14 protein-coding genes are annotated in these 16,108 nt (G+C 70.4%); 10 read left to right on the forward strand and 4 right to left on the reverse strand.

The window, feature by feature from the left end; genetic code table 11:
- Positions 1–81: 81 nt before the first annotated feature.
- Together ACWEPL_RS62175 and ACWEPL_RS62180 are read right to left on the reverse strand one after the other, a co-directional pair.
- Positions 82–1,068 (reverse strand): polyprenyl synthetase family protein, encoded by a 987-nt coding sequence (locus ACWEPL_RS62175; protein ID WP_350740162.1) that lies wholly within the window; start codon positions 1,066–1,068, stop codon positions 82–84.
- Between the two features lie 21 nt (positions 1,069–1,089).
- A complete protein-coding gene (locus ACWEPL_RS62180) occupies positions 1,090–1,347 on the reverse strand; it encodes a hypothetical protein (protein WP_452442308.1) in 258 nt (85 codons plus the stop codon).
- 213 nt (positions 1,348–1,560) lie between these two features.
- Here ACWEPL_RS62180 and ACWEPL_RS62185 point away from each other — a divergent pair, with 213 nt between their 5' ends.
- From ACWEPL_RS62185 to ACWEPL_RS62195, 3 genes are all read left to right on the forward strand, one after another.
- Entirely contained in the window at positions 1,561–2,322 is a 762-nt protein-coding gene (locus ACWEPL_RS62185; RefSeq protein ID WP_452442309.1) for a phosphotransferase, read from the forward strand.
- A 193-nt stretch (positions 2,323–2,515) separates the two neighbouring features.
- Complete coding sequence (locus ACWEPL_RS62190; protein ID WP_452442310.1) at positions 2,516–3,634, forward strand: HesA/MoeB/ThiF family protein; 1,119 nt, start codon at positions 2,516–2,518, stop codon at positions 3,632–3,634.
- Between the two features lie 54 nt (positions 3,635–3,688).
- Entirely contained in the window at positions 3,689–4,417 is a 729-nt protein-coding gene (locus ACWEPL_RS62195; protein WP_452442311.1) for an NAD-dependent epimerase/dehydratase family protein, read from the forward strand.
- A gap of 6 nt (positions 4,418–4,423) precedes the next feature.
- Here the strand turns inward: ACWEPL_RS62195 and ACWEPL_RS62200 are convergent, their stop codons facing one another.
- Both ACWEPL_RS62200 and ACWEPL_RS62205 read right to left on the reverse strand, forming a co-directional pair.
- Positions 4,424–6,175, reverse strand: coding sequence for an ABC transporter ATP-binding protein (locus tag ACWEPL_RS62200; RefSeq protein WP_363969011.1), 1,752 nt, complete (start codon positions 6,173–6,175; stop codon positions 4,424–4,426).
- Positions 6,172–7,950: an ABC transporter ATP-binding protein gene (locus tag ACWEPL_RS62205; RefSeq protein ID WP_452442312.1), complete on the reverse strand. Its 1,779-nt coding sequence runs from the start codon at positions 7,948–7,950 to the stop codon at positions 6,172–6,174. The genes ACWEPL_RS62200 and ACWEPL_RS62205 overlap by 4 nt, the downstream gene beginning before the upstream one ends.
- Before the next feature lie 299 nt (positions 7,951–8,249).
- Here ACWEPL_RS62205 and ACWEPL_RS62210 point away from each other — a divergent pair, with 299 nt between their 5' ends.
- Genes ACWEPL_RS62210 through ACWEPL_RS62240 form a run of 7 tightly spaced genes read left to right on the forward strand, consistent with a single transcriptional unit; the run spans position 8,250 to position 15,954 of the window.
- A complete protein-coding gene (locus ACWEPL_RS62210) occupies positions 8,250–9,983 on the forward strand; it encodes a hypothetical protein (RefSeq protein ID WP_452442313.1) in 1,734 nt (577 codons plus the stop codon).
- A complete protein-coding gene (locus ACWEPL_RS62215; protein ID WP_452442314.1) occupies positions 9,980–11,443 on the forward strand; it encodes an AMP-binding protein in 1,464 nt (487 codons plus the stop codon). Before ACWEPL_RS62210 ends, ACWEPL_RS62215 begins: the two co-directional genes overlap by 4 nt.
- A complete protein-coding gene (locus ACWEPL_RS62220) occupies positions 11,433–12,452 on the forward strand; it encodes a MupA/Atu3671 family FMN-dependent luciferase-like monooxygenase (RefSeq protein ID WP_363969017.1) in 1,020 nt (339 codons plus the stop codon). Before ACWEPL_RS62215 ends, ACWEPL_RS62220 begins: the two co-directional genes overlap by 11 nt.
- Positions 12,452–13,420, forward strand: coding sequence for a phosphotransferase family protein (locus tag ACWEPL_RS62225; RefSeq protein WP_452442315.1), 969 nt, complete (start codon positions 12,452–12,454; stop codon positions 13,418–13,420). The genes ACWEPL_RS62220 and ACWEPL_RS62225 overlap by 1 nt, the downstream gene beginning before the upstream one ends.
- 22 nt (positions 13,421–13,442) lie before the next feature.
- Positions 13,443–14,633: a radical SAM protein gene (locus ACWEPL_RS62230; protein ID WP_452442316.1), complete on the forward strand. Its 1,191-nt coding sequence runs from the start codon at positions 13,443–13,445 to the stop codon at positions 14,631–14,633.
- Positions 14,634–14,638: 5 nt separating this feature from the next.
- Positions 14,639–14,896 (forward strand): acyl carrier protein, encoded by a 258-nt coding sequence (locus ACWEPL_RS62235; RefSeq protein WP_355199297.1) that lies wholly within the window; start codon positions 14,639–14,641, stop codon positions 14,894–14,896.
- Complete coding sequence (locus tag ACWEPL_RS62240) at positions 14,893–15,954, forward strand: hypothetical protein (RefSeq protein ID WP_452442317.1); 1,062 nt, start codon at positions 14,893–14,895, stop codon at positions 15,952–15,954. Before ACWEPL_RS62235 ends, ACWEPL_RS62240 begins: the two co-directional genes overlap by 4 nt.
- Positions 15,955–16,108 lie beyond the last annotated feature (154 nt).

The following is a 16,108-nucleotide window of genomic DNA, read 5'->3' on the forward strand; positions in this document are numbered from 1 at the left end:
GTCTGGACGGTCGATCAGGCCTCCGCCACGCCCGACCTGCTCGCCTACCGGCTGCCCCGGGTGGGCGTTCGCGGGCTGCTGTCAGGCCGCGCGGGAGGACACCAGCTCGCACAGGGCCTCCAGGACCTGCTTGGCCGGGCAGTCACGGAGCCGCCCGGCGGCCGAGCGCGCCTCGGCCGCATACCTGGCCGCCTCCGACCCGGCGGCGGCCAGGCCCGCCGACGAGCGCAACAGCTCCAGCGCCTCGGCGTGCAGTTCGGCGTCCTGGAGCGGGCCGGCGGCCAGGAGCTCGCCGAGCCGTCCGCCCTCGCGCAGCGCCAGCAGGGCGGGCAGGGTCAGCACGCCGGCGCGCAGGTCGGTCCCCGCCGCCTTGCCCGCCCTGTCCGCGCCGGAGACGATGTCGATCAGGTCGTCGGACAGCTGGAAGGCCACGCCGAGCGCTTCGCCGTACTCCCCCAGCGCCGCGACCGTGCCGGCGTCGGCGCCCGCGCAGATGCCGCCCAGCCGTACGGACAGCGCAATGAGGGAGGCGGACTTGTCGCGTACCACCTCCAGGTGGTGCGCGACGGGATCCTGGCCGGGACGCGGGCCCGCCACCTCCCTGATCTGCCCCATCACCAGCCGCTCGAACGCCTCCGCCTGGGCGCGGCGCGCCTGCTCGTCCAGGCCCAGGCTGAGCGTGGCGGCGCGGGCGACCAGGTGGTCGCCGGCCAGAATCGCGATCTTGTTGTTCCAGCGGGTGTGCGCGCTGGGCACCCCGTGGCGCAGCGGCGCCTCGTCCATCACGTCGTCGTGGTACAGCGAGGCGGCATGGACGAGCTCGACGACCGCGGCCGCGTCCAGCACCGAGTCGCGCTCCGGGTCGCCGAACTGGGCGCCCAGCAGCACCAGGAGCGGGCGCCACCGCTTGCCGCCCGCGCCCAGGAGGTAGCCGGCGGTCTGGCTCACCAGGGGGTCGGGCGATTCCGCGGCTGCCACGTGCAACCTGGCCTCCACTTCGGCCATGCTCTTGCGCAGGTGTTCCGCCAGGTCAGGGTCGGTTAACTTCAGCTGCTCGATAGCCGACATATCCGCCTTCTCCGTGATATTTCATGATCCGGCAGACTCTAACCCTGAGATCCGCGTGTCACGAGGCCGCCCTGCGGTGACGGCTGCCCCGACGGCGATGCCGGCGGCAGGGAGGGCCACGGCCGCGATGACGCTGCCCATGATCAGCGCCGTGGTCATCCACTCCCGCGCGTAGACGCTCCACGCCAACAGCCCGTAACCGGTGAGGGCCGCCACGCACACGACGGAGAAGCCGACGGCGCCGGTCCGGCGGCCGCGCTGATCAAGGGGGGACGTCATAGCGCCGATGATCGCATGTCATCGCGCCCTTCACGGGATCATGGACAGCCTCGGGCGAGAAAATTAGGGTGGAGATCGCTGGCCGACACGTGGCTGACCCGGGGACCGGTGATATGGGGATTTTGCGGCAGATCTGGCCGGCCGTTCCCAGCCGTCACCCCCGCCCGGATACCGTACGCGCACTCGCCGCCCAGCTCGCGACCCGGGACGGCCATGGCCGCTGACCGGCTCATGGGCGGCAACGACCAGGCCGTGGTGCGGATCGGCGCCACGGTGCGGCGGCCGGTGCGCGCGTGGTCGGCGTCGGTTCACGAGCTCCTGCGGCACCTGGAGCGCAAGGGGTTCGGCGGCGCTCCCCGCGTCCTGGGCGTGGACGCGGAGGGCCGGGAGATCCTCACCTACCTGGTGGGCGAGATCGCCGGCGCGCCGCCGTGGCCCGCGTGGGCGTGGAGCGAGGACGCGCTGGTCCAGGTGGCCCGCTGGCTGCGCGACTACCACGAGGCCGTGGCCGACTACGTGCCCGCTCCCACGGCGCGCTGGCGGCTCGGCGGGTCCTGGACCCCGGGAACGATCATCGCGCACAACGACGCCGGGCCGTTCAACGCCGCGTGGCACGAGGGCAGGCTGACCGGCTTCTTCGACTGGGACTTCGCCGGGCCGGTCACACCGGACTCGGACGTGGCGTGGGTGGCCATCGCCTGGGTGCCGCTGTACGCCCGGCGCGCGGCGACGGCCGACGGATTCCGCGACGAGGCCGCCCAGCCGGAGCGGCTGCGCCTGTTCCTCGAGGAGTACGGCTGGCGCGGCGGCCCCGAGGAGATCGTCCGCGAGGCGCAGGCGCGCCTGCGCGTGCGGGCCCGCCAGATACGCAGATATGGCCGCGGCCCCGACGAGCTTTACGTCCAGCTGTACGAAGGCGGCGTCGCCGACGACCTCGACCAGGCGATTCAGGAGTTGTCCGAGTTTCCCTTGTAAAAAATTCTGTCCTGGAGAGAATGCAGTGAAGGAATCCGTCCGGACGTAAGGTGGGGCCATGCGAAGACGTCCTGTCATGGTGAAGCTCGAAGAGACGAGCATGCGCGTCGGCGCCGTCACCGCGTCGAATTCCGCCGGCAACTGACAGCGTGCGGGTGAGGTGTTTTCACCTCACCCGCACTCGGAGGAACACGTGACGGATTGGCGCCCCCGCCTGCGGGAAAGCGTGATCGTCCAGACCGAGGGCGACGAACTGCTCTTCCTCTGCACGGCGGACAGAACGGTGAAGAGATTCGCCGCCGACGCCTTTGTGAAACGGGTGATAACACTTCTGGACGGCACTCGTACATATGCCGAGATCGAGCGGTCCGTCGGTGACTCGCAGCCGCTCGGCGAGGTGCTGCAAATCCTCACGGAAGAGAGGCTGCTGAGCCGGGTCGGTCACCTCGAGGGGTCGTTCGCGCGGCTCGGCGACGATCGCGCCCAATTCTACGACCGCCAATTGCGGCTGCTCCAGGATTTCTGCGACCAGGGCCTCACCGACCTTTCCAGCGGCGTGCAGTTGCAGGAGCGCGTCGACCGCTCGACCGCGGTGGTGTGCGGGGTCGGCGGGCTCGGCGGCTGGGTCGCGCTCTCCCTGGCGAACGCGGGCGTCGGCACCATCCGCTTATGTGACTTCGACCGGGTCGAGCCGTCGAACCTGACCCGGCAGACCCTGTTCTGCGTCGCCGACGTGGGAGCGTCCAAGGTCGAGGCGGCCGCGGCCAGGCTGCGGGCCGCCAATCCCTTCGTCACGGTCGAGACGTTCGACCGGCGCGTCACCTCCGCCGCTGACCTCGCCGACCTGGTGGACGGCGCGGACATCGTGATCAACGCGATCGACCTGCCCACGCCCAACGACACGTCCACCTGGGTCAGCGAGGCCTGCTGGCCGGACGTGCCGCACATCCTGGGCACCGGGTACGCGTACCACATCGGGGTGCTCGGCACGACGGTCCTGCCCGGGGAGACCGCGTGCTGGACCTGCGTCCGCGCCGAGACCTTCGCCGACCACGGGCGCGGCCGGATGGAGTCGCTGGTCGGCAAGAGGCAGAAGGCGGGCGCCATCGGGGCGCTGTGCGGGCTGGTCGGCACGATTCTGGCCTGGGAGGCGATCCGGGTCCTGACGGGGCTGCCCCCGGCGCTGAGCGGGCGGTGGAGCGAGGTGGACTTCTGGCCGCTGGAGATCCGCTCGCGGCCCATCCCGAAGCGGCCCGACTGCCCGACCTGCGGAGAACGACTCTCTGACGAGAAACAGGAAACAACGCCGTGAATCCGGGTCGAGAAACCTCGCCGAATGCCACTCTTCATACCAGAATAGATTTCCATGGAGGTCGTCGGCGACGGAATGATTGCCCGGGCGTTCGCCAATTCACCGATGAAGATGGACGGCACGGTGGTGTTCGCCGCCGGGGTGTCGCGGTCGACCACCACCGAAGCAACGGAGTTTCACCGGGAAGCCGCTCTGCTCCATGAGGCGATGGGCGACGCCCGCCGGCTCCTCTATTTCTCCACGGCGTCGGCGCATCTCTACGGGAACGGCGACGGATCGCCGCGTTCGGAAGAGGACCCGGTCCATCCCACCACCGCGTACGGGCGCCACAAGGTGGAGATGGAGAAAGCGATACGGGCGTCCGGGGTGGACCATCTCATCCTCCGGGTGACGGAGGTCGTCGGGCCCCACCAACGGCGGCATCAGCTGCTGCCCGCACTGGTTTCCCAGGTCAACGAGGGTGTGGTGACCGTCTACCGGGGAGCGCGCCGCGATCTCATCGACGTCGCGGACCTCGTGACCATCGCCGCCGAACTCCTCTCCTGCGGCCTTCGTCACGCGACGGTCAATATCGCCTCGGGCCATCCGGTGACCGCCGAGGAAATCGTCTCCTATCTGCTGACATTGTCCGGCCGGGCCGTCACCAAGGTCTATGTCGACACCCCGGCCAACGACTACAACGTCTCGACGAAGAGAATGGCGCAGCACGCGCCGTCCACGGCCCGGATGGGTTTCTCGCCGACCTACTATCGAAGCGTCATCGACCGCTATTACCGTTTCTGAAGAAGCTCAGGCGTGCGCGGCGGCGTGAATACCGTAGAGGTCCGCGTACATGCCGTTCCGGGTGAGCAGTTCGTCATGCCTGCCGCACTCCACCAGCTTTCCCGCCGCCATCACCAGAATGAGGTCGGCGTCGGCCACGGTGGAGAAACGGTGGGAGACGATGACGCTGATCGCTCCGTTCAAGGCCGCGAGTTCGCGGGAACGCCGCGCGTAGCGGCCGAAGATGGCGTGCTCGCTCGGGGCGTCCAGGGAGGCGGTGGGCTCGTCCAGGACGAACAGCAGGGGCCGGGCCCGTGCGCCGGAGCGGGCGAGCGCCACCTTCTGCCACTGGCCCTCCGACAGCTCGATCCCGCCGAAGCGGCGGCCGAGCTCGGTGGCGGGGCCGTCTGGCAGGCGGGAGACCAGTTCTCCGGCGTCGGCGTCGCGCACCGTGGAGTTCAGATCGCCCCGGCCGCCCATCAGGACGGAGTCCTCGAAGGTGGTGCAGTAGCGGCCGAAGTCCTGGAAGGCGGCGCTCATCGAGGCCCGCCAGCCGGCGGTGTCCAGGGCCGACAGCTCCACGTCGTCGACAAGGATGCTGCCCGAGTCGGGGGCGTACATCTTCGCCAGGAGCTTGACCAGCGTGGTCTTGCCTGAACCGTACTCGCCGACCACCGCGACCACCGCTCCGGCGGGCAGGTGCACGGACAGGTCCTCGAGGACGGGCTCGGTGGTCCCGGGGTAGGTGAAGGACACGTTCCGCAGCTCGATCCCGCGCCGCAGCCGGACGGGCGGGGCCGCGTCGGCGGTGTCGCGGTGCGTCCGGGCGTACTCCATGAGCCACAGGTAGGGCCGCAGCAGCCGGCGGTACCCGCCGACCTGCATGGATCGGTGCAGCGCGTGCTCGACCACGTTGCGGAACTGGACGCCCATGGAGACGGCCAGGATGATGTCCCCCGGGTGGCCCGACGCGGTGACCAGGAAGATCGCCAGGGTGAAACCGGCGCCGAAGACCAGCCAGCCCGCCGACGACCAGCCGGCGGCGACCAGGGCGGCGCGGGCGCGTGAGCGCGTCACCCGGTCCCAGGCTTCGGCCTGCAGCTTGAGCGCCTCCGCCGCCGCGCCGTAGACGCGCAGTTCCTTCAGCGCGGCCGGGTTCACGCAGATGTCGTCGTACAGGTCCCGGTGGAGGCGCAGGTCCTCGGCCGACTCCAGGTCCTCTTCGGCGATCTTCTTGCGGCCGTGCCGTTCCATGGCCAGCTGTACGGCGGCGCACGGCAGCAGCGCGAGCAGCCAGGGGTTCACGCCACCCAGCACCGCGAGCGCCACCAGCAGTCCGATCGTGGCGGCGACGGCCTGAAGGACCGCCCACGCCCAGTCCACCACCGCGCCGGACTGGCCGCGCAACGTGGTGACCCGGTCCAGGAACTCGGGCTCCTCCAGATGTCCCACCTGCGGCAGTTCGGCGCAGGCGCGCAGGATCCGGGGCTCCACCTCGGTCAGGCTGATCCGCTCCACCAGGTGGATGGTCCGCAGGTAGGCGATGTGCTCGACGCCGAGGTTGAGGGTGAGCACCAGCGCGGCGCCCAGCGCCGCCACGCCTATCGCGGTGGCGGTGCCCGCCTGGGTGGCCTCCACCAGCGCGCGCAGCGTGAGCCCCACCGCCGCGAACATGACCGTCGAGGCCACGTGCCAGCCGATCAGGAAGGCCGTCGCCCCGGGATGGCGTTGCCGGCACAGCACGATCAGCTCACGCCACAGGCGCGCGTACTCCCTCACGCGAGATCTCCTTCGTCCAGCCGGTCGTCGTATCCCTGGCTGAAGCGCTGGGCTTGAAGCGCGTACATGGTGGCGTACTGCCCGCCCTCGGCCATGAGCTCCTCGTGCGTCCCGGACTCGGTGATCCGGCCGCCGTCGAGCAGCACGATCCGGTCCGCCTGCCGTACCGTCGAGAGGCGGTGCGAGATCAGCACCACGCTGATCCCCTCGGTGATGTCCGGCAGCCGCTGGAACAGGTCGTGCTCGGTGCGGACGTCCAGGTGGGCCGTGGGCTCGTCCAGCACCAGGATCCTGGCCCCCCGGCGGGTGGCGTAGAGCGCGCGGGCGAGCGCGACCTGCTGCCACTGGCCGCCCGACAGGTCCACCCCCGCGGTACGGCTGCGCGACAGCGGCGTGTCGTACCCGCCGGACAACCGGCTCACCACGGGGACCAGCCCGGCGTCCCGGACGACGCCGGAGAGCAGATCGGGGTCGGCGGCCCCGAGGGCGATGTTGTCGCGCAGGGAGAGGGGGTACTTCAGGAAGTCCTGGAACACCACGCTCAGCCGGGACTGCCAGTCGGGGATGTCCGCGATGTCCGTCCCGTCGGCGAGGATCCTGCCCGAGTCGGGCCGGTACAGCCCGGCCAGCAGCTTGGTCAGCGTCGACTTGCCCGCGCCGTTGAGCCCGACCAGCGCCAGCGACTCCCCCGGCCTGATCTCCAGGTCGACGCCGTTGAGCACCTGCCGGCCCGGGTAGCCGAAGCGTACGTTCTCGAAGCGCAGCTGCGGCGGCGGGCCCGCGGGGGTTTCGGCGTGCGCGCGCAGGGGGATCGGCGCGGGGTTGATCCGCTCCAGCTCACCGGCGGCCCGCCTGACCGGCCGGGCCCCTTCCAGGGAGATCACGTCGTCGGTCCTGATGGCCACGCTGAACACCGACCAGGCCGCGGTGACCACGGCCACCTCCAGCGCGATGGTGCCCTGGCCGGCGGCCGTGCCGAGGGCCACCCAGGTGAAGGCCACGGTGCATCCGGCCAGCGGGAGGAGCAGCGCCAGCCACAACTGGCGCAGCACCCGCCGATCGTCCTCCCACACGGGGTCCACGTGGGTGCGCATGTCACGCGTGTAGTGCCCGAGCAGCCATTCGCCCGCTCCGAAGACGCGCAGCTCCCGGCCCGCCGCCGGCGTGGTGGCGACCTCGCCCCAGTACTTCCACCGCCGGTGGTACAGGACGCCTTCCACCCAGATCCGGAAATGCCGGACCCACTGGCGGCCGTGCATCATGCGGAAGCACACCGCCGGGATGACCGTCGCCGGCACCAGCCACCACGACCACCAGGCCAGCACCACCGCGGACGACGCCATCCCGACGGCATGGCCCACCAGCTCCAGCTGGCTCACGGCGCCGTCGCCCGACGTCCTGTCGACCCAGTCCCGCGGCTCCGCCGTGGTCGTCTTCACCCGGTCCTGGACGTCCTGCCTCTCGGCCACGTCCACGGTCGGCACGCCCATCACCAGGGCGGCGATCCGCGTGCGGTGCGCGCCGTCGATGCGGTCGGCCGCCAGCCGTCCCACGGGGAGCCGGAACGCCAGCGCCAGCTGCCCGGCCAGGACCACGCCGCTCATGAGCAGCACCGGCGCGAGTGCGGATCGGCCGTCCGCCGCCACCAGTTCCTGGACGGCGATCGCGATGCCCGCGGGCACCACCGCATCGATGAGAACCATCACGGTCAACGCGATGGACACCGCCGGGCCCGCGTAGCGGAAGAGCCTCAGCAGGTCCAGCCTTTCTCGCATGGGCATCCCTCAGGCAAGGCCGACGAAAACTTTCCATTCCCTCGCGAAATCTTGCGCAGCGTATGTCCGATTCCGCGGGTCGGTCAATGGAGCTTTCCCGTGCGGCGGCACCCGCTCCATGTCCTTGACAAGGCTTCCGATGGCTCTTGACGATCAAAAAATGCTCACATACGCTCCGGCTAGCTTATCGGGGGCAGTCCGAAATTTTCGGCAGCTTGGGCTCTGCGATGGGCTGAATGCAGAGGAACAAGGTCCTTCGGTCCACGCGAAGCACGTGTCTGCGAGGGTGATCTGCGTCGATGCCGAATGTCTTCACCGCGCTCACTCACGAGCTCACGCTGACGGAGTGCGAACCGATCGCCGTCTCCTTCCAGGGCGATCGCGCCGGTGACGGGCCGCTGACCCTCGGCCAGCTGAACATCCTGCGCTGGCTGGACGGTTTTCCTGATTCGCACGGCTGGATGCGGTGGGCGCTGGAGCTGCCCGAGGGCACCGAGCTGGACGACGTCACCGAGACCTTCGCCGTTCTGCTGGCCCGTCATGAGGGGCTGCGCTCCACCTACGCGGCCGGCCCTCCCCCGGCCCAGCGGGTCGCCGCGGCGGGTGAGCTGATCATCCACCGCTTCGACGCCGGCGCCGGGCCGGTGGAGTCCGCCGCATTGGCGGCGGAGCTCGGAACCCTCCTGGACACGCGCCCGCCGTACAGTCCCAAGACGCATCCGCTGCGCGTCGCCCTGGCCACGCGCGGCGGCAAGGTACTCGCCGGCGTCATGGACCTCTCCCATCTGACCGCGGATTTCCTCGGCCTCGCCGTCTTCGGCCGCGAGTTCGCGCACCTGGTGCGCCACCCCGCGGAGCGTGAGATCGGGCAGGCCCGTCATCAGCCGCTGGACCAGGCCTGGGCCGAGCGGCGTCCGCCGCTGGCGCGCCGTACGGCGAGCGCTCTGGCGCTGTGGGAGAGCGTGCTGAACCGGGCGCCGCACCACCTCTACACGGCCGCCTCCACGGGCTCGCCGCGCGACTCGGTCGCCGCCGAACTGTGCTCGCAGGCGGCGGCCACGGCCTTGGCCGAGATAGAGGCGCGCGTCGGATTCGGCCGCCCGGCGATCGTCCTGGCCGCCATCTGCGCCGTGCTCTCCCAGCGCACCGGGCACTGCGCCGGTGACTTCCTGACGCTCTCCAGCAACCGGTACGACAGCCGTTCGGCGGGCTACCTCGGGACTCTGGTGCAGTCGGCCCTCATGCGCGTGGACCTGGAATCCATGAGTTTCGACAGATGTGTCCACCAGGCCTGGCTGGCGACCGTGAAGGCGGGCAAGCACGGGATCTACGACGTCGAGAAACGCTCGCAGATCTCCGAACGAGCCGAGCACCGGCGAGGTGTCCGCTTCTGCTTCGAGCCCCTGTTCAACAATCTCGTGGTGGGCCGGATCGACTCCCAGCCTCCGGAAGCGCCGGCCGAGACCGCTCTCACCTGGACACCGATGGTGGAGACCGACGTCATGCTCAGGTTCGACCTGTTCGCCGCGGAGGAGACGCTCCGCCTGCGGCTGTGGACCGGCCACCTGGACCGGGTCCCCAGGGACGAGCTCGAACGGATCCTGCTGGCGATCGAGCGCCTCCTCCTGTCGGCGGCCTCGGAGGATCTGAGCCGCCCGCGGATGGACGAGGTCACCGGGCTGGGCCCGCTTCCACGGGACGGCGACTGGCTGCTGGTCGACTCGTGCTGGATCCAGGTCGGCGAGGTGCAGCGACTCCTGGACGAGGTCCTCACGCCGCTTCCCGCCCGGGTCTTCCCCGAGGTCCGGGGTGAGCCGCTGGTGGCCTTCCTCGCCCGTGGCCCGCGGGTCCGATCCGCCGAGGAGGCGCACGCGCTCTGCATGGAGGGCCTGCGCCGCCGTCCCACCGCGATGACGCCCCGCCGTTATGTGCTCTGCGATCATGCCCCGGACGACGTGAGCGACCTGGACGCCTGGCTGGGCCGCCCCGTGGTGGCGGAAGGCGCGGGCCGTACGACAGGGCAGCCGGGATGACCGGCGTCGTCGGCCGGTGGATGCGCCACGTTCGGGCCCATCCCCAGGACATCGCGATCCACGGCAGGAAGCGGGTCGCCACCTACCACGACCTCGCGGTCCGGGCCTCGGGACACCTGGCGGAACTCGACACCGTCCCAGGCGGCGACCCGGTGCTCATCGCGTGCGCCGATCCGGTGGAGACCGTCGCCGCGATGCTCGCGGCCATGGCCTGCGGCCGCGTGTTCGCTCCGGTGGACGTACGAACGCCGCCCGCGCGGCTGGCCATGGCCATCGACGACCTGCGGCCGGGAGCCGTCGTCGTCGACCGGGCCGGAGCTCCGGTCCTGGCCGGAACCGGCAGGAAAGGGTTCCGGACCCTGGACGCCCGGGACGTACGAGATCACGCGGTGGATCCGGCACGATGGGACCCCGGCGAGCCGGACGGCCCCGGCTACGTCTACTTCACCTCGGGAACCACGGGCCGGCCGAAGGGGGTCGTGGGAAGCCTCCCGGCGATCACGCATTTCGTCACCTGGGAGATCGACCTCGTGGGCGCGGGCAGGGGGACGCGTGTCTCCTCGCTCGCCTCCGCCGGGTTCGACGCCTTCCTGCGCGACGCCTTCGTCCCGCTGTGCTCCGGCGGGACGATGGTCGTGGCCCCGCAGAGCGCCCGCAGCGGCCAGGGGCTCGCCCACTGGCTGGAGACCAACCGCGTGCAGATCCTCCACTGCGTCCCCACGGTTTTCCGCACCCTCCGAGCGGCGGACCTGACACCCGGGTCGCTGCGCGAACTGCACGCCGTCCTGCTGGCGGGAGAGCCGGTACGTCCCTCCGACGTCCGCTCCTGGCAGGAGCTCTTCGGGACGGAGAAGGAGCTGATCAACCTCTACGGCCCCACCGAGACCACGATGACCAAGCTCTTCCACCGGATCACCGCCGCAGACGCGACGGCGGAATCGGTCCCCGTCGGCGAACCCCTCCCAGGTGTGACGGTGCGGCTCCTGGAGTCGGGCGAGGTCGAGCTGCGCACGCCGTTCCCGCTCCACGGCTACCTCGGAGGACGGCAGGGCGGCTTCGACCCGTCCGATCCGCACCGGTTCCGGACGGGCGACCTCGGGCGGTTCCGGCCGGACGGCTCCCTGGAGCTCCTGGGCAGACGCGACCGGCAGGTCAAGGTGAACGGCGTGCGCATCGAGCTCGACGACGTGGCGAACGTGCTCATGCGCTCCCCCGGGGTCCACGACGCCCACGTCGTCCTCGTGGATGAGAAGCTCTGCGCGTACGTGGCCGCCGATGACGGCCGCCACGAGCAGGAGGTGCTGCGCCATCTGCGCGAGCATCTCCCGCCGAGCGTCGTCCCCACCGTGTTCGTGTGGCTCGACGAGCTGCCACGGACCTTGAGCGGGAAGGTCGACCGCCCCCGGCTGCCCCAGCCTCCGGAGAAGACCCGCGGAAGAGAAAGAGCCGATGCGTTTTAGTCTGTTCTACTTCGCCGACGACAGCACGCAGCCTTCCGCCAACCGCTACGAGCTGCTCCTGGAGGGGGCACGCTACGCGGACGCGCACGGCTTCACGGCCGTGTGGACGCCGGAGCGGCATTTCCACGCGTTCGGCGGGCTCTATCCGAACTCCGCGGTGACCGGCGCGGCCGTCGCCGCGGTCACCGAACGCGTGGCCGTCCGCGCCGGCAGCGTGGTCGCCCCGCTGCATCACCCGATCCGCATCGCGGAGGACTGGGCCGTGGTCGACAACCTGTCCGGCGGGCGGGTGGGGGTGTCCTTCGCCTCCGGGTGGCACGCGGTGGACTTCGCCTTCAACCCCGACAGGTACGCCGACAGGACCCGCGTCACCGTCGAGACGCTGGAACAGGTCCGCCGCTTGTGGCGGGGGGAGGAGGTGAGCGTCGTCACCGGGGTGGGCGAGGAACAGCGGGTCCGCATCTTCCCGCCTCCCGTCCAGCCGGAGCTCCCGGTCTGGCTGACGAGCTCCGGCAGCGTCGGGACGTTCCGCACGGCCGGCACCCTCGGCGTCGGCGTCCTGACCAACCTGCTCAGCCAGAGCGTCGACGAGCTGGCACTCAAGATCAAGGAATACCGCGCGGGACTCGACGGCAGGCCCGGTGACGTGGTGGTGATGCTGCACACCCACCTCGGGCCGCCGACCGACGCGGTGCGGGAGGCGCTGACGGCGTACGTCCGGAGCTCGGTCGGCCTGCACCTCGGTTCGAGCGCCGGCTCGGCGCGCAACGTCGACCCCGCCGCGCTCGGTCCCAAGGGCGTCGAGTTCATGACGCGCAGGGCCGTCAAACGGTTCTTCGACGAGGCGGGCCTGCTGGGCGAGCCGGCCGTCGCGGCGGAACGGGTCCGCCGGCTGGCGGCGATCGGCGTGGACGAGATCGCCTGCCTCATCGACTTCGGCCTGGAGACGTCCGCGGTCCTCGGGAGCCTGGACCTGCTGGGCAAGCTGCTGGACAGCGGTGATCACTGATGGACGCGCACACCAAGAGGCGCCTGCCCGAGGCCGAGGTCGAGGGGCTCGTCCAGCGCGCCCTCGGACGCCGCGCCGTCGCCGCGCGAGAGCTGGGAGCGGGTACGTTCGCCGCGCTGTGGCGCGTCCGGCTGGACGACGGTTCCGAGGTCGTCCTCAAGCTCAGCCCTCCCGGCGATGCCGGACTCCTCGCCTACGAGCGGGACATCATCCGGACGGAGGCGCTGTTCTACCCCCTCTCCGAGGGGGCCGGCGTCCCGCAGCCCCGGTTGCTCCACGCCTGCCTCGATGGCCCCGTACCGCATCTGATCATGACCGCGGTCGAGGGAGTCCCCTGGTCGGACGCGGCCGAGCGGCTGGCCGAGGAGGAGTCCCGGCAGTTGCGCTCCACGCTCGGGCAGTACGTCGCCGCGCTGCATGGCATCAAGGGGACGGAGTTCGGCTACCCGCATCTGCCCGGGATGAGGGCCGCCACCTGGCGGGAGGCCTTCCTGGCCATGGTCGACGGCCTCCTCGCCGACGCCGTCCGGTTCGACGCCGACCTTCCCTGGCCGGCCGACGAGATCGCGCGTGCCGTACGGGCCGACGCCGGCGCGCTCGACGAGGTCACCGAGCCCGCGCTGGTCCATTTCGACCTGTGGCCCGGCAACATCCTGCTGGACCTCGACCGCCGGCCGCCGCGCATCGCGGCGCTGATCGATCACGAACGGGCGTTCTGGGGGGATCCGCTGGCCGACTTCGTCTCCCTCGACGTGTACGGCCGAGCCGAGCACGACCCGGACCTGCTGCGGGGCTACCGGCAGGCCGGCGGGCGCCTCGAGCTCACCGGGAGCGCGCTCACCCGGCTCGCCCTCTACCGGACCTACCTCTACCTGATCATGATCATCGAGGAGAAGCCCCGTGGATTCGATGACGCCGACCGCCATGACCGCGTCGTGAAAGTGCTCCTCGAACAGCTGATCCGCTGAACCGCGCAGGGAGATGACCAAGGTGGAAAGAAAGCTGACGGAGAATCGATCCAGCAGGACGCTGACCCCGGCCGAGTTCGCCGACGTCCGGCGCAAGCTCACGGTGCGGTCGCGGACCAAGAGGGGGGTCGGAGCCGATCCCGGCTATGCGACCGACCTGCCCGGCGAGCTCAGCCTGCAGCTCACCTACTCCTGCAACCTGCGCTGCGACCACTGTTTCCAGTGGAACGACCAGGGCTTCCTGCGCGACTACAGCAGAGACCGGGTCACCGCCGAGCTGGACATCGAGGTGCTCGAACGGCTGCTCCGCGAGACGGACGCGACCAGGCCCAAGACCTGGCTGTGGGGCGGCGAGCCGCTGATGTACCGCCGCCTGCCCGAACTGGTCGAGCTCCTTCTCCGCTACCCCCGCAAGGTCAACATCTGCACGAACGGCCTGCTCATCGAGCGCAACCTAGAGCACCTGCTCAAGCTCGGCAGCAACCTCAACCTGACGGTCAGCCTCGACGGGCTCGAAGCCGACCACGAGGCGCTGCGCGGGCCGAGGTCGTTCTCCAGGACGGAACGCAACCTCAAGACCCTGCTCGACCTGCGCAGGAGCGGGGATTATCAGGGCGAGGTCACCGTCAACTCCATGGTCAGCAACGCGACGGCGGGCCGCCTGTACGAGTTCATGGAGTGGGCCGAGGAGCTGGAGCTCCACTCGGTCTTCTTCCAGCTGCCCTGGTGGATCACTCCCGAGGCCGCCGCGCGGATGGACGAGGTGTACGCGCGCGACTTCGCCTGGCTCAACCCGCCGCCCCCGCCCGGGCAGGCCACCTGGCACTCCTACACCTACCACCTCGAACCGGACAACATCCCCGTCCTGCTGGAGTCGATGAGAAGGCTCGCCGGACGCGTGTGGAAGCCCTGGATCCGCTACACGCCCGAGGTGACGCTCGACGACGTCACCGACTTCGCCCTCGGCCGCAGCCGGCTGGTCGCGGGCAAGTCCACCTGCCTGGCGGTCTCCAGCCGGTTGGAGGTGCACGCCGACGGCAAGGTCAGCTCGTGCAAGTTCTTCCCCGAGTTCATCGTCGGGGACATCAGGGACGGGACACTGGCGGAGGTCTGGCACAGCCCCGCCTTCCGCCGGGTGCGCACCACGCTGCGCGCGACGGGCCTGATGCCCGTCTGCTCGAAGTGCTCATCGCTCTACGAAAACGGAGTGTGAACGAGATGGACGACCTCCTGCCGCAGATCAAGTCGATGCTGGCCGAGGCCCTGGGCGACGACTGGGCCGCGGAGGAGCTCGGCGACGACGCGGACATCATCCGCGAGCTGGGCATGGACTCCATCCAGTTGATCAACTTCCTGTTCATGGTCGAGGAGAGGTTCAACGTCGAGCTCGACTTCGACCGGCTGGACATCGAGGGTCTGTACTCCATCCGCGCCTTCTGCGGTTTCGTCCTGTCGCATGTCAACGCCCTGGCATGATCGCGATCCTGACAGGCGGCCCGGGGCTCGGCGCCCACGTCACCGGCCTGCTGCTCAGGCGGCGGCTCAAGGAGCTCGGGGCGTCCGGCGAGGTCTTCCTGGCCGAGGCCTTCTGGCAGCCCGAACGGCGCGACAGGATCTCCGCGAGCAAGGAGGCGTACCAGCGGGACTTCCGTCTCGCCCGGGTCGGCCAGCGCCTTTTCCGCAACCTGTCGGACGCCTTCGACCCGATGCTGATCGAATCGGCGAAGAAGCGCTGGCATGACGGCGCGGTCCACCGTTTCGTCGTCTTCAGCGGTCTCTGGCTGCCCGTCGTGGAGAGTTACGCGGAGGAGTTCGGGGCCGTACCCGTTGACGTGTGCCACGCCGACTCGGCCAACTCGCCGTCCTTCGCCCGCCGGGCCGAGTCGCTGGACAGGCATCGGGAGGTGTGGCTGTTCGACTCCGCCGGCAACGACATCCCCTGGACGATCAGGGCCACCACCGAGCCGCCGCTGCGCTGGGAGGATCGGGACAGGCGTGTCCTGGCGCACGGCGGCGGCTGGTCGATGGGCACGTACCTGGAGCGGGCCGCCGAGCTGAACGCCGCAGGCCTGCCCCTCGACCTCGTGGTGCGCGACGTCGGCGAGGCTCCCGACCTCGCTCCCGGCTCGCGTCGCTTCATGATGGATCCGTCCTGGAATCCCTGGCACGACGACGGCTTCCCGCCCTTCGGCGAGATCGTCGCCGGCGCGCCCCCCGTGTACGAGCAGGCCGAGGACCATCACCAGGCACTCGACCTGACCAGGCACGCCGTGGCGATCATGGCCAAGCTGGGCGGAGGCACGATCCTCGATGCGTTCACCGCGGCGACGCCGATCATCTGCCTGGAGGGGTACGGCGAGCACGAGGATCGTAACGTGCAGTTCTGCGTTGACCTGGGCATCGGCATCACGTTCGAGGCGTGGCGGGACACCGGCTTCTCGCTGGAACCGCTCGCGCGGATGCACCGCCGCCTGCTCGACCTGCACGACCGGCCCCGTGATTACGCGCGGGAGTTGGCGGCGCTTGCCGGCTGATCACCGTGCTCGCTCCCCCGTCACGAGCCGCCCAGCATTACCTCGGGCAGCTTCGGGGTCCGCTGTCCTGCCCGGCGCCGACGACGGTGACCTGGCCGGCAGGGATTTCCGGTGCCAGGGCGGCGGCCGTGCAGACGATCTGGTCGATGGCCAG

The sequence above is a fragment of the Nonomuraea sp. NPDC004186 genome (assembly GCF_053603495.1).

What these genes read in the sequence shown, in the direction of transcription:
- ACWEPL_RS62185 (WP_452442309.1), top strand. Translation starts at nt 1,561, where the DNA reads ATGGCCGCTGACCGGCTCATGGGCGGCAACGACCAGGCCGTGGTGCGG.
- ACWEPL_RS62195 (WP_452442311.1), top strand. Translation starts at nt 3,689, where the DNA reads ATGGAGGTCGTCGGCGACGGAATGATTGCCCGGGCGTTCGCCAATTCA.
- ACWEPL_RS62175 (WP_350740162.1), bottom strand. Translation starts at nt 1,068, where the DNA reads ATGTCGGCTATCGAGCAGCTGAAGTTAACCGACCCTGACCTGGCGGAA.
- ACWEPL_RS62205 (WP_452442312.1), bottom strand. Translation starts at nt 7,950, where the DNA reads ATGCGAGAAAGGCTGGACCTGCTGAGGCTCTTCCGCTACGCGGGCCCG.
- ACWEPL_RS62180 (WP_452442308.1), bottom strand. Translation starts at nt 1,347, where the DNA reads ATGACGTCCCCCCTTGATCAGCGCGGCCGCCGGACCGGCGCCGTCGGC.
- ACWEPL_RS62215 (WP_452442314.1), top strand. Translation starts at nt 9,980, where the DNA reads ATGACCGGCGTCGTCGGCCGGTGGATGCGCCACGTTCGGGCCCATCCC.
- ACWEPL_RS62220 (WP_363969017.1), top strand. Translation starts at nt 11,433, where the DNA reads ATGCGTTTTAGTCTGTTCTACTTCGCCGACGACAGCACGCAGCCTTCC.
- ACWEPL_RS62240 (WP_452442317.1), top strand. Translation starts at nt 14,893, where the DNA reads ATGATCGCGATCCTGACAGGCGGCCCGGGGCTCGGCGCCCACGTCACC.
- ACWEPL_RS62210 (WP_452442313.1), top strand. Translation starts at nt 8,250, where the DNA reads ATGCCGAATGTCTTCACCGCGCTCACTCACGAGCTCACGCTGACGGAG.
- ACWEPL_RS62225 (WP_452442315.1), top strand. Translation starts at nt 12,452, where the DNA reads ATGGACGCGCACACCAAGAGGCGCCTGCCCGAGGCCGAGGTCGAGGGG.
- ACWEPL_RS62235 (WP_355199297.1), top strand. Translation starts at nt 14,639, where the DNA reads ATGGACGACCTCCTGCCGCAGATCAAGTCGATGCTGGCCGAGGCCCTG.